This window comes from Terribacillus halophilus (assembly GCF_900101385.1).
Lineage (GTDB): Bacteria > Bacillota > Bacilli > Bacillales > Amphibacillaceae > Terribacillus > Terribacillus halophilus.
Genome location: NZ_FMZB01000016.1, coordinates 1 through 13061 on the forward strand (window position 1 = coordinate 1; position 13061 = coordinate 13061).

At 41.1% G+C, this 13061-nt stretch carries 16 protein-coding genes; 14 read left to right on the forward strand and 2 right to left on the reverse strand.

Features of this window, described 5'->3' with window-relative positions; translation table 11 throughout:
* Positions 1 to 267: 267 nt before the first annotated feature.
* From celB to BLQ53_RS17815, 5 genes are all read left to right on the forward strand, one after another.
* On the forward strand, positions 268 to 1578 hold the full coding sequence (celB, locus tag BLQ53_RS17800) for a PTS cellobiose transporter subunit IIC (RefSeq protein ID WP_093728659.1): 1311 nt from the start codon (positions 268 to 270) through the stop codon (positions 1576 to 1578).
* Positions 1579 to 1746: 168 nt separating this feature from the next.
* Positions 1747 to 2325 carry a hypothetical protein gene (locus BLQ53_RS17805; protein WP_093728660.1) on the forward strand — a complete coding sequence of 193 codons (579 nt, stop codon included), beginning with the start codon at positions 1747 to 1749 and terminating at the stop codon, positions 2323 to 2325.
* Between the two features lie 75 nt (positions 2326 to 2400).
* Positions 2401 to 2688, forward strand: a complete 288-nt coding sequence (locus tag BLQ53_RS17810) for a hypothetical protein (RefSeq protein WP_093728661.1) — start codon at positions 2401 to 2403, stop codon at positions 2686 to 2688.
* A 115-nt stretch (positions 2689 to 2803) separates the two neighbouring features.
* Entirely contained in the window at positions 2804 to 2965 is a 162-nt protein-coding gene (locus BLQ53_RS19030; RefSeq protein ID WP_170829766.1) for a hypothetical protein, read from the forward strand.
* Positions 2962 to 3441 carry a GNAT family N-acetyltransferase gene (locus BLQ53_RS17815; RefSeq protein ID WP_170829767.1) on the forward strand — a complete coding sequence of 160 codons (480 nt, stop codon included), beginning with the start codon at positions 2962 to 2964 and terminating at the stop codon, positions 3439 to 3441. The genes BLQ53_RS19030 and BLQ53_RS17815 overlap by 4 nt, the downstream gene beginning before the upstream one ends.
* A 17-nt stretch (positions 3442 to 3458) precedes the next feature.
* On the opposite strand, the gene BLQ53_RS17820 is transcribed toward BLQ53_RS17815, so the two are convergent.
* Entirely contained in the window at positions 3459 to 4469 is a 1011-nt protein-coding gene (locus BLQ53_RS17820) for an STAS domain-containing protein (RefSeq protein WP_093728663.1), read from the reverse strand.
* A gap of 144 nt (positions 4470 to 4613) precedes the next feature.
* On the reverse strand, positions 4614 to 5462 hold the full coding sequence (locus BLQ53_RS17825; protein ID WP_093728664.1) for a YitT family protein: 849 nt from the start codon (positions 5460 to 5462) through the stop codon (positions 4614 to 4616).
* Between the two features lie 220 nt (positions 5463 to 5682).
* Between BLQ53_RS17825 and BLQ53_RS17830 the strand changes: the two genes are divergently transcribed.
* The 9 genes from BLQ53_RS17830 (at position 5683) to BLQ53_RS17870 (ending at position 12952) form a co-directional block, all read left to right on the forward strand.
* Entirely contained in the window at positions 5683 to 6681 is a 999-nt protein-coding gene (locus BLQ53_RS17830; RefSeq protein WP_093728665.1) for an acrylyl-CoA reductase family protein, read from the forward strand.
* Positions 6682 to 7268: 587 nt separating this feature from the next.
* A complete protein-coding gene (locus tag BLQ53_RS17835; protein ID WP_093728666.1) occupies positions 7269 to 7724 on the forward strand; it encodes a PTS sugar transporter subunit IIA in 456 nt (151 codons plus the stop codon).
* Positions 7725 to 7728: 4 nt separating this feature from the next.
* Complete coding sequence (locus BLQ53_RS17840) at positions 7729 to 9144, forward strand: PTS fructose transporter subunit IIC (RefSeq protein ID WP_093728667.1); 1416 nt, start codon at positions 7729 to 7731, stop codon at positions 9142 to 9144.
* 3 nt (positions 9145 to 9147) lie between these two features.
* Positions 9148 to 10008, forward strand: a complete 861-nt coding sequence (locus BLQ53_RS17845) for a ketose-bisphosphate aldolase (protein WP_093728668.1) — start codon at positions 9148 to 9150, stop codon at positions 10006 to 10008.
* A 60-nt stretch (positions 10009 to 10068) separates the two neighbouring features.
* Positions 10069 to 10842, forward strand: a complete 774-nt coding sequence (locus BLQ53_RS17850; protein ID WP_093728669.1) for a DeoR/GlpR family DNA-binding transcription regulator — start codon at positions 10069 to 10071, stop codon at positions 10840 to 10842.
* A gap of 407 nt (positions 10843 to 11249) precedes the next feature.
* Entirely contained in the window at positions 11250 to 11666 is a 417-nt protein-coding gene (locus BLQ53_RS17855; protein ID WP_093728670.1) for a GNAT family N-acetyltransferase, read from the forward strand.
* Between the two features lie 49 nt (positions 11667 to 11715).
* Positions 11716 to 11898 (forward strand): DUF4177 domain-containing protein, encoded by a 183-nt coding sequence (locus tag BLQ53_RS17860; protein WP_093728671.1) that lies wholly within the window; start codon positions 11716 to 11718, stop codon positions 11896 to 11898.
* A gap of 11 nt (positions 11899 to 11909) precedes the next feature.
* Positions 11910 to 12380 (forward strand): GNAT family N-acetyltransferase, encoded by a 471-nt coding sequence (locus BLQ53_RS17865; protein ID WP_093728672.1) that lies wholly within the window; start codon positions 11910 to 11912, stop codon positions 12378 to 12380.
* A 23-nt stretch (positions 12381 to 12403) separates the two neighbouring features.
* A complete protein-coding gene (locus BLQ53_RS17870) occupies positions 12404 to 12952 on the forward strand; it encodes a nucleotidyltransferase family protein (protein WP_093728673.1) in 549 nt (182 codons plus the stop codon).
* Positions 12953 to 13061: the final 109 nt, after the last annotated feature.

The window sequence follows — 13061 nt, forward strand, 5'->3', positions numbered from 1 at the left end:
TTTCTGCATAAAAAATACCCTCCAAATTGACACTTAGTTTAAGTGTACCACTTGAAGGGTGTTTTTTTATGTCCCATTTGACTAGGTTAGTCTAATTGCTTCCCGGCTTTTTTCCTTTCTAAAAAATTCGTAGAAACCCTAGTTAATGTGAAACAGCATGTTTTAACCCAGCAAACAGGGAGTTATGTAGCAGATAATTGGGCGGAAATATCACCGGATTGTAAACGCTTACATAAACTACTGTAAATCCGTTGAGGGGGTACAGTCATGAGTAAAGTGAATCGATTACTGGAGGAAAAAGTAATGCCTGCTGCTGCAAAGGTGGCACAGCAGCGCCATTTGAATGCACTTCGTGATGGCCTTATTTTATCGATGCCGCTTATCATCATCGGCTCATTCTTTTTGATCCTTGCTAATTTCCCAATTCAGTCATATATGGATTTCCTGGCTGATCGGCCCCAGCTAAAGGAAAGCTTGCTTTATCCGTATCGCGGCACATTTGAATTGATGACGTTGATTGCAGTCTTTGGGATCGGCTACCGTTTGGCTGAATCATACAAAGTGGATCCGCTTGCGGCTGGAGCTGTATCTTTATCCGCATTCTTTGTAGGTACACCATATGTGACTTATATTATCGGCAAGACACCAGAAGGCGTCGACATCACCGAGACTGCCTATCAAACGGCAATGTTCACAAGCAAGGGATTGTTCGTCGGGATGCTGATTGCACTAATGTGTACGGAGATATATCGATTGATTGTACAGCGAAATTTGGTCATCAAGCTGCCCGATGGCGTACCGCCAGCTGTTGCACGCTCCTTTACTGCATTGATACCAGGATTTTTTGCCATCATCGCAATCTGGGTGATCCGTCTGTTGGTAGAGAATGTCGGTTCTTTCGGCAGCATCCATAATGTCATTACTGTGCTGCTGCAAAAACCGCTCACATCAATCGGAACGAGTCTTGTTGGTACAATGATCATTTTCCTGTTGATTACTTTGCTATGGAGTACTGGTTTGCATGGAGCGACAATTGTCGGAGCGGTGACAGGGCCGATTTGGCTGACATTGACAGCTGAGAATGCTAAATCCTTTGAGCTGGACGAACCGGTGCAGCATATCGTTACGAATGAAATCAATGATATCGTCTTCATCGGGGGTTCTGGAACGACGCTCGGGCTGGTACTGGCAATGTTATTGTTCGCGAAAAGCCAGCAGATGAAACAGCTTGGCAGGTTGAGTATCGGGCCAGGTATATTCAATATCAATGAACCGGTATTGTTCGGGATGCCTATCGTCATGAACCCGCTATTGATTGTCCCCTTCATCGTGACACCGCTTATCTCGGTACTCATTACGTATTTAGCCATGGATTGGGGTCTTGTGGCAAAACCAATCGGAATCGTACCTCCTTGGACAATGCCGCCTATTTTACAGGGATATCTGATTACAGGCAGTATATCGGGGGCAATATTACAAGTTATCATTCTCACCTTATCGTTTCTGATTTACTACCCATTTTTCCGGCTATGGGATAAACAAAAAGCAGCCGAAGAATCGGGAGGAGAGGAGCAATGACTGCTCTTCTTCTTACATAGAAAAGCCTTATGTAAAGAAGGTGTGAAAAGATAAGGATAGTGGAATGGTGACTATAAGAATCTTTCAATATAGAAAAAATTGAAATTCATGCAGGAAATAGTGCGAATAATAGAGAAACAAATAGAAAAAGGCTATGGGAGGGGAATCATGACGACTTCTTACGAGGAATTAGTAGCGGAAATGGAACGTATATCGACAGTAATACAAAAATTTCCGGAGAATCTGCAAGGCAAGGTTTTCGATATCATGGTGAAGAGCTATCTCGGGGAGCATGTATTGGAAGCAGCAGCTGTGGAAGAACCGGAACCAGAAACAGTACAGCATATATCGGTCGTCGACCCCAATCGAGTTCAATCCATCAAAAAGCGTCCGATTCGCCGGAACAAAGACTCCTATAGCATGGTGAAAGACTTGGATCTCCTGGGCAAGAGCGGGGTGGAACCATTCCGTGATTTCCTGGAGCGATATGAAGTGAATTCCAATATCAAGTTCAATACAGTGGCAGTCTACTATTTGAAAAATGTCCTGCATATACCTGATGTGACGATCGATCATATCTATACATGCTATAAGAATGGCGAGCGAAAAGTGCCAGGTAATCTCAGGCAGAGTATCACAGATACATCGAGCTCTAAATATGGCTATATCAACATGAGTGACAACCATATCACACTCAGTGTCCTTGGGGAGAATCTTGTCGAGTTTGAACTGAAGCAGGAAGCTTGATAGTTTGAAGCAAGCGCAAACAAGGAATATATAACGAGAGCACAACCGAACACAAATGAGTGGAGGGAAGTAACAATGAAGAAAAATATCGGATGGATCGCAGGAGGAACAGTTGCACTAGCCGCAGCAGCAGGTACCTTTTCTTATTTGAAACGCAAGAAGAACGCTGATCAAAAGGTGACAGGTTCGAATCTGCAGGATAAAGAGCGGGAAGACAAGCTGCCGAGCCCGGATGCCAAAACAGACGACGAGGAAAAAGGCTTGAGTGCATTGGATCATGCATACCGCGAAGAATGGGTGGCAAATACAATCACTCCGACTGAAGAAGAAATCAAACAAGCAGAAGAAAAAGTGAATAAATGATCGAAACCCGGCAATCAGCCGGGTTTTTGTGATTTCAGATTAAAGTTATTCTTGGTTAATCGAGAGGTTTCTATCTATAATGGAAGTAATTAAATGAAGAAGGAGTAACAAACTTATGACGGCGTTATCCTTTTATACCGTTGCCATCATTGCTTTTATTCTGTTGCTTGTAATGGGCGCGATGATTGGAATCTATCTGATATGCAGTACTTACAATCGAAGACGTGAGCGAGCTGTCATGGCAGAATGGCAAGCAGCTCGGAAGCACAGGGTATGACAATGTATAAAATTGTATCGATGACTCAATCACAAGCTGAATTGATTGTAAACCATTGGAAATACAAGGGCATCTATGCCTTTTATAATATGGACCAAGACAAAGAGGATATGGTGGAGTTTCTCAATCCAAAAGCAAGAGTTGGAAAGGTTTTTGCTGTTAAAAAAGCGGAGGAGCTTGTCGGATTCTGCGAGATAGCATCAAATCATGGGGAAGCAGAAATTGGGTTTGGCATGCGTCCGGATCTAACAGGAAAAGGTTATGGGCAGGAATTTGTTGCTTTTTTAGTCGATTACATCATAAGTGTATACGAGGCGAAAAGAATTTATCTATCGGTAGCAGTATTCAATAAGCGGGCTATCACTGTATACGAGCGGATCGGATTCCGTTGCACCGAAAGTTTCAAGCAGGAGACAAATGGTTCGCTGTATCCTTTTGTTCGAATGATACTTGAAGTAAAGAACCTCCCCAAGTAAAGGGGAGGTTCGCTATTTTAAATGATTTGTTTACCCATTTGCCCAAGCGCATAATGGATACCGTGCTGTAACGTCTGAAAACAATCAAAGGAGGCCAGCGAGATTCCAGAGTTGGATATTTTCAAACCAAGATCCGGAGAAATCCCCACAAGCAATGTCTTTGTTCCGATCATGGATGCAGCGGAACCAACCTTGCTGATCAGGTTTGCTGTGTACTGGCCGATATCTTTATCCAGTCCTGTTAAATCAAGCAGCAAGTACCTTGCTTTATATGCCGGCAAGTTTTCCAGTGTTTTAAAGAGCAGCTCCTCAGATCGCTCTTCGTCATATTTCCCTATCAGCGGGACGACAACGACATGGTCAAGTACTGGAATGATCGGAGATGACAAATCGCGTACAAGATTCTTCAATTCTCTGGTTTTATCTTCGACAATTGCTTCCAACTCCATAATCTGCTGTGATTCTTTTTTTCGGGCCAGCTGGTGGATATTTTCTGCAACAGTAATCTCTGAAGGGAAATAGTGGATGATAGTACTTTCATGACCTTCCAATTGATAACGTTCTACCTTGTACCAAATATTCGTTCCGAACATGCCGCTGAAGATACCGGCATAATGAGCAGGAAGGAAGAGGCCGCCTGCGGTCTTACCTTGTGCCACATTTATTTTGTGCTCCCAGCTGTCGATCAGCTCTGCTGTCAGCGTACGTTTTTCAGGATCCAGATTTGTGATTTTCGTTCTGCCCCATCCCGCTGATGCATATGTATTCGTAATCAGTTCTGCAGCTTTCTGAAGACCGACATCCGGTTTGTTTTGAAAGTAATTCCCTACAACGACCCCTTGCCTGTATCCAGTCGTTTCAAAAACAAGATTGGAGACTTCTTCTCCCGAGATTTCCTCGATCGTATCAAAAAATTCTCTCATGGCACTGGAAATCCAAAAAAGTACCGCATCTTCATTTTCATATGTGAATCTGCCTTTTTCCAGTTCCCAACCAAACTGAAGGCCGCCGATCTCTATCTTATCCAATGATTCCGTACTCCTTCTTGGTACATTTTATAATCCATACTTCATTATAGATTTTCTGGGCATACAATGCCAGTCCTATGCAAACGCACGATGCTTCAAAAAGCCCTAAGAAAAAAGCGTACCCAGATCTTGAGTACGCTCTATTCATTTTGTAATATCCATGAATCCTTCACCAAATACATCTCGTACGTCGTACAACGTGATGAATGCTTTTGTATCGATAGAGCGGACAATTTTCTTCAATGGAAGCAATTCCTGTTTATTGATGACAACATACAATATCTCTTTCTGGTTCTGCGTATAATACCCGCGTCCTTCCAGCAGTGTGACACCTCTGTCAAGCTGCGTGGATATCGTTTGGGCAATCATATCTTTTTGATTGGAAATGATGAAGACTGCTTTCTTCGGATTCAATCCTTCAATGACGAATTCCATCACTTTAGTGGCAATGTACAGCATGATTACCGTAATCAGCAGTTTCTCTGTGCCGATGATGAACCATGAGGCTGCCACGACGATCAAATCGAAGAAAAGTAAGGCAAAGCTTGTATTCCAGTCCAGATACTTATTCGCCAGCCGGGCAAGGATCGCAGTACCTGCTGTCGTTCCGCCGACTTTAAGTACAAGTCCGATCCCGACACCGGCAAATACGCCGCCGAAGACTGCGTTCACAAGTACTTGGTCTGAAGCAATCTCCCAGTTCTCGGTTAAATGAAGAAAGAAAGAGTTCAATAGGATTACAATGATTGTATAGAAAACGGTTTGTTTATCGAGAAAACGATATCCTATGATGAGCAAAAGCCCATTCAGGATCAGGTTCATGACACTCGGCGCCCAGCCCAGTGCATAGAATAAGATGATAGTGATACCTGTAACACCGCCTTCGCCCAGCTCACTCGGGATGGCAAAAATGTTTACTGCCAGAGCGAACAGAAAGGAACCGGCTATGAGGAATACCAGGTCTCTGAGGAAGTGCTTCTTAATCTGTTTCATCTGATAACCCCCTTCAAGTATTTGTTTCTTTACTGATAGACCACGAGATTATATCATACTGCACTATGCCTTGCCATATTACTTGACAAGAATTCAAAAGAATATTTATCGTTTTGATTGAGATATGGAAAGGGTATAAGATTCTGGATCAAATGCGCATAAATTGTATCTGAATATGAAAAAGATTAGTATGAGATATATAGTAGGAGGGGTTTTGCAGATGAAAGGATCATTCAAAGCATTAATTGCAGAAAAGCAGGGAGAAGATTTCTCTGTACAAGTGAAAAAACTGACAGTCGATCAATTGCCGGCTGGGGAAGTACTGATCAAGGTACATTATTCTGGTGTCAACTATAAGGATAGTCTGGCGACGATACCAAATGGAAATGTAGTCAAGTCTTACCCGATCGTTCCGGGGATCGATTTGGCTGGAGAAGTTGTGTCTTCTGAAGATGAGCGCTTCAAACAAGGTGATCATGTCATTGCAACGAGTTATGAAATCGGAGTTTCCCGTCACGGAGGTTATAGCGAGTACGCCAAGGTGCCTGCGGATTATATCGTACCGCTGCCGGCAGGGATGACCACAAGGGAAGCAATGATCATGGGTACTGCAGGTTTTACGGCTGCACTTTCAGTCCAGCGCTTGTTGGAAAATGGTCTGGATAAAGAGAACGGTCCGGTGCTCGTTACCGGCGCAACAGGTGGAGTCGGGAGTTTTGCAGTAGCGATTCTTTCCAAGCTTGGTTTCGAGGTCGAAGCGAGTACCGGCAAACAGACAGAAGAGGATTATCTGAAAGAACTAGGAGCAGACCGAATCATTTCCCGGGATGAAGTCTACGACGGAAACCTCAAGCAGCTTGCCAGTCAGAGATGGGCAGCTGCAGTCGATCCAGTAGGCGGAGAGCCACTAGCATCAGTCCTCAGCCAGCTTAAGTATAACGGGTCTGCTGCTGTAAGCGGTTTGACAGCTGGAGGCAACGTGCCAACGACTGTCTATCCATTCATCCTGCGCGGCATCAACTTACTTGGAATCGATTCGGTTTATTGTCCGAAACAAACTCGTGAAAAAATTTGGATGCAGCTGGCTACTGCTTTCAAACCAGGTGATTTAGAGCGTTTCGTACTCGAAGAATTGACGCTTGATCAATTACCGGAAGCATTACCGAAGTTATTGGAAGGAAATGCCCGAGGCAGGTACTTGGTTAAAATCAGCGGCTGATGTGACAAGAATGTGTCCGGTAAATTTGAAAGATTTGTGAATAGAGTCACAAATGCTTTCCCGCTGTGCAAATCCATGACATAATCATAGTCAAATGACTATGGTGAGGTGCACAAATGATTTATCTCTTGATTGTGTTCGCGGTAGTTTGTGTTATTGGATGTTTTGCATCTTGGATGAAAATGGTCAAACGGGACGGAAACCGATTTGCAAATGTGCCAGAAACAGAAACCGAGACAAAAACATATAAGAAAGCCAATTAAGTATTAGCGCACTGCTTGAGCAGTGCGCTTTTTTAGTCTAGATGACTTACATGAACAAAGTAAAGAATCTTGTATACATTAAAGATATTGCATTGGATATATATAAAATCAAATGCCGTTTTTCGTATTGAAGAACGGTTTTTTATGTTTAAAAGGACAATCTATCGCTTAAATAATTGACCGATTTCACGCAAATTGGTGAACTTAATCAATTCAAAAAAGCCATAATGTCAACTATCGTTCATTGTATTGAATTAAATAGTTCACAGTGGTAATATCAAATCCAATAAAGAAAGCGCTTTCAAACCGGTGAGGAGGAATGAGATGGACTTCACGTCTATGTTAGATAAGCGTAATTTTGTTTTTAACTGTGACATTCAAACTAAAAAGGAATTATTTACTTGTTTGGCTGAAACCCTTGAAAGAAATGGATATCTAACAAATAAGAGGAGATTTGTTAAGGATCTGGAAAGAAGGGAGAAGGAATCATCAACTGGTATTGAAGATGGGATTGGCATTCCCCATGCAAAAAGTAAAGTGGTCAAACAACCAGTGATTGCTTTCGCTCATACTAGTGGGTTAAATGACTATCATGCACTAGATGGATCATTGGTGGAATGTGTATTCATGATTGCAGTTCCAGAAAAAGCGAATGATTTGCACTTAGATACACTTAGCTTACTAGCCAGGAAATTAATGAGTGAGCAGATAAGGTCTGAACTTAAAAAAGCAAAAAATGGAGAAGAATTACGACTTATATTAACGAATATGGGAGGGTAATAAAATGAAAATTGTTGGGGTGACTTCTTGTCCTACAGGAATTGCTCATACCTATATGGCTGCTGAAAAACTTCAGATCACTGCAGAAAAGAAAGGGCATGAAGCAAAATTTGAAACCCAGGGAGCCAAGACTGAAAATGTTTTATCCTCACAAGAGATAGAAGAAGCAGATGTTATCATTTTAGCGATTGACAAGGATGTTGACATGGATAAATTCGCTGGTAAAAAGATCAAGAAAGTCTCTACCTCAAGAGCTATAAAAGAATCCGATAAAGTGATAGATGAGGCAATAAATGGCATAGGTACCTTCATTCATAATGAGAGTAGTAAAAACGAAAATAAGGAAGTAAAGAAGAAGAGCCTATATAATCATTTCATGAGCGGCGTAAATTACATGCTACCTTTTGTCATCGCAGGAGGTATCTTAATTGCACTGAGCTTTGCCTTTGGAATTGAGGCATCGGATCCTGATAGTGATAGTTATAATATAATAGCTGGAGCTTTATCAAAAATAGGTGGAGATACTGCCTTTGCATTAATGATTCCGGCTTTAGCTGCTGGAATAGCATCTTCTATTGCTGGAAGAGCAGGATTTGCTCCTGGATTAACTGCGGGTACTTTGGCTATAGCTGGAGGATCTGGGTTTTTAGGCGGTATGATAGGTGGTATTTTAGCAGGATACGTTACTGATATCCTGGCAAATAGAATAAATATGAAAAAATCCGTTCAAGCGATATACCAGCTCATAGCGGTTCCTTTAGTAGCAATAACAATAGTTGGTATGTCAATGGTATTTTTAATCGATACTCCAATTTCGTGGCTTTTAAGTACGTTGACAGCATTTTTGAATGGGCTCGGAACAACATCTGGACTTATGTTTGGGTTGTTGATTGGTTTGATGATGGCAGCTGATATGGGGGGACCTATTAACAAATCCATCTCGACATTTTCTGTCGGATTAATGTCAGCAGGAGTTAATGCGCCAGTAGCCGCATGTATGATAGCGGGAATGACACCGCCATTAGGTCTGGCATTAGCGACTGTTTTATTTAAACATAAATTTAACAAAGAGGAGAGAACGTCTGGTAAATCTTGTTGGGTATTAGGAGCCTCTTATATTACAGAGGGTGCCATACCGTTCGCAGTAGCTGATCCACTGAGAGTAATTCCTAGTTTGATGGCGGGCTCAGCTGTTGCTGCTGCTATATCGATGTCAGCAGGAGTGACATCTTTGGCTCCGCATGGAGGAATATGGGTCATGTTTATACCTAATGTTATAAATAATTTACCAATGTATATTTTTTCTTTAGTAGCAGGATCATTCGTCACAGCAATTACGGTTGGACTGCTAAAGAAACCAGTGACAGCAAAAGGAGAAAAAACAAATAAAACTCAATCAGAGAAAGAAGGTATCGCATAAATAATGTTATATACAATGAAGGATCTATTAAAAGTGGCTAAGGAGAATAAGTTTGCTGTACCTGCTTTTAATATTTGTAGTTTTGATATGTTAAAAGCTATTATGGACGAAGTCGAAGAACAGCGCTCACCTGTAATAATTGAAATACACCCTAATGAAATCGAATATTTAGGAGATTTCTTTATTGCAGCTGTGAAAGAATATGCGTTGTATAGTAAAATTCCTGTCGTTATTCATCTCGACCATGGAGGCAGTGTTTATGATGTAATGAGGGCTATAAAAAATGGATATACATCCGTTATGATTGATGCATCTACTTCTAACTATGAGGAAAACATAAAGATTACAAAGAAAGTAGTAGATTTAGCTCACGCGGTCGGTGTGTCTGTTGAAGCGGAACTGGGCACGATTGGAAATAATGGTTCGTATGAAGGGGGAGCTGAATCTTTTATTTATACAGATCCGGATCAAGCCGTAGATTTTGTGGAGAGAACTAACGTTGACACTTTAGCAGTTGCAATAGGAACGTCACACGGATTATATCCCAAAGATGTGATACCTAAACTGAATCTCCCGCTACTAAAAGAACTGTATGAACGAATTGACATTCCTTTCGTTTTACACGGCGGCTCTGGTAATCCTGACTCAGAAGTAAGAGCATCTATTGATTATGGTGTATCTAAGGTAAACTTATCCTCCGATTTAAAGAGTGTATTTTTTAAAGAAATACGCAAAGTATTAACTGAAGATTCTGATATTTATGAACCGAACCAAGTGTATATGCAGCCAAATGAGAAGGTTAAAAGTGTAGTACGGCAGAAGTTACATGTATTAAATACATTGGGCAAGGCTGATTTGTATTAAATTGGTCCAGGAGGTATGGGTATAATTCACCCATGCCTCTTCTACAATGGAGGAATTTAAATGCCAACTTCTATTCAAAAAGAGAGACAAGATAAAATAATCAATTACTTAAAATCGGAAAACTTTATAAAGACAAGTGATTTAATGGACTTACTTAATTATAGTGAAGCTACAATCAAAAGAGACTTAATAGAGTTACAAAACAAAGGATTAATTCGTAGAACACGCGGCGGTGCCGTAATTATCGATCGTCATAAGATTGACATACCATATCTTATGAAAGTCGATAAATTTAACGAAGAAAAAGAAAAGGAAAAGATAGCCAAGCTTGCTGTGGAATTAATACAAGACGATATGAGTCTGTTTATGGATTCCAGCACGACAGTCCTTCATTTGGTTAATCATTTACATAAATTCAAAGGTTTAAAGGTTATAACAAATGGTGTTATTACCGCAAGTTTATTAACTGAATATACTTCGGCGGATGTTAATATCCTTGGTGGCTCAATTGCCCCCAAACGATTCACAGTTAATGGCTCTAGGGCGTTTAATGATGCATTAACCTATCATGTTGATCTTGCATTTGTTTCATGCAGAGGGTTTGATTTTTCTTTAGGAACTAGCGAAACAACAGAAGGAGAGGCACTTATAAAGCATTCATTTCGAAAACGATCAAAAGAATTAGTGTTAATGGTCACGCATGATAAGTTAAATCAGAAATACTTAAACCAAAGTTTAAGTTGTTCAGACATAGACTATATCATTCTTGATCAACCCTTATCTGTAGAAGAATTAGATAGTCTAAATACTTATAAGGTTAAAGTTATGTACTAAAATAAAGCTATATTTAAAAGTATTTAATAGTGCAGGCACAACACCACTAATTAAAGAATTTTAATATTTCACGATAATTAACAAAGGAAAAGTTACCAAAATGATAACAAAGATCCGAATTCTAATGAGATCTTTTTTATATGCAGGACTTAATTTGGAGAAGCGAGAAACGTTTGTAAAGAGGACGGGACAAGAATAATTTAGCTTATTGAAAAACCGAACTTCAGGGCAAATCAAATTAGATTTTGCTCGGAAGTTCGGTTTATTTATTTAGAAGTATTCCTTCGTTATTCAGCGACATTTGGTATCCAGGTAATGGTAAAATAAGGAGGGGTTAAGTGGAGAAATCGCTCTTTTAAAACCAGGATGTGTAACCGAGCGATGCTTCGTCAAAGGAGGAAGCAAGATTGAGAATCAAACAGGAGAGCAGTGAAGAGGCTAGGGAATATATCCGGCAAAGACTGATTGAATATAATGTTGGGCAGCTTCCGGAAGAAGCAAAATCAAATAAAGAAACTGCTACATTTACAGTGCGTGATGATACAGGGGATATCATCGGAGGTATCACCTGTATGTATTATTGGCAGCATCTCTATATCGATTTTCTTTGGGTGGAGAAGTCTATGCGGAAAGAAGGTATTGGCGCAAAGCTGTTGGCCGAAGCGGAGAATTTTGCCAAACAAAAAGGTGCCAGACTTATCAAATTGGATAGCTTCAGCTTCCAGGCACCCGCTTTCTATCAAAAGTACGGTTACGCAGTGTTCGGGAAAGTGGAAGATCATCCTGTTGGCTGTACCCAATACTATTTGATGAAGAAGCTGTAGGAAACCTTTTGAAGCTCTTATCCGTAAGAAAGGAAAGGGGGAAACAAATATGATGAATTATGCATTTGAAACGATTGAGATGAAGGCGCTCTCTGGGAAAATGAAGTCAGATTACCGGAAAGTTGTCCAAGAATATGCACGAAACGGCTGGCGTTTACATAGCATGAACCCAATTCCGGGATATGACGGTATGGCAGCCAGCATAGAATTGATTTTTGAAAGAGAAGCTTGAGAGGTAAAAGAATGAACATCAGAGAAATAGCAGAAAAAGACAATCTGCCAGTCGAGAAGTTGATTCGGACTTGCTTGAAAGAATTTGGTGCCGATAAGCCCGGTACAGCTTGGAGTGATCCTGATCTTGGCCGTTTCCATTCCTTGTATCAAAAGCCCGGTTCGAGATACTGGGTTGTGGAACAAGAAGGAGAAATCATTGCCGGCTGCGGAATCGGACCTGTTCCCGGGCATCCGGATGTTTGTGAGCTGCAAAAAATGTATGCAGCAAAAGAAACTCGAGGAACAGGAATAGCTGATGATTTATTGCAGACAGCCCTGTCCTTTGCCAGCCAGCACTATAGCCGCTGCTATCTGGAAACATTAAGCAATATGGCTGCTGCAAACCGTTTTTATTTAAAAAAGGGATTCCAGCGGATGGACAAACCATTAAGCCAAACGGAACATTATGCATGTGATGTGTGGTATATCAAAGATCTGTAATCCAATGGAAGGAAGGCGATCCATTGCATTTTAAACCGGTTCTAGAATTGCTGGAGGCCCGGGATGTTCCCTATTCCATCGGCGGTTCACTGCTCCTACACCTGAAAGGACTCCCTGTATCTCCGAATGATGTCGATATAATAGTAGAACGAGAGCTGTTTGCTACAGCGAAGGAAGTGCTTCAAGAAAGAGCAGTCAAATACGAAGACAAGCCTGCTCAGGGTCGCTTTTTAACGAGGGCTTGTACAACCTTCGAGATGTCGGATGGTTTACAGGTGGATTTGATGACTGACTTTGCTGTTTTATATGAAAAAAGTGTTGTTCGGATGCCATACACTGCTGTCACGGAACAAACAAAGGATGGACTATTGCCGCTTGGAAGCATGGAAGCTTGGTATGTTATGTATTGGCTGTTACCAGGTAAGGAAAGTAAGAGAGATTTAATGGAAGATTATTTTCACCGTAATGGTTTCGCAGATCCTCGATACTTAAAGCAGGCACTCACGTTCGATTTACCGGAAGCTGCAAATAAGACGATTAATCGTTTATTAGCCGCTGCACGCAAGAAGTAATGTCAAAATAAATTCATATCAGCTACTTGAAAATCCCTTTCTGAAGGGATTTTTTTATTTGTTAACAAAGCTGTTACGATTATGCCACAAATTGTTCAATGTTTCACAA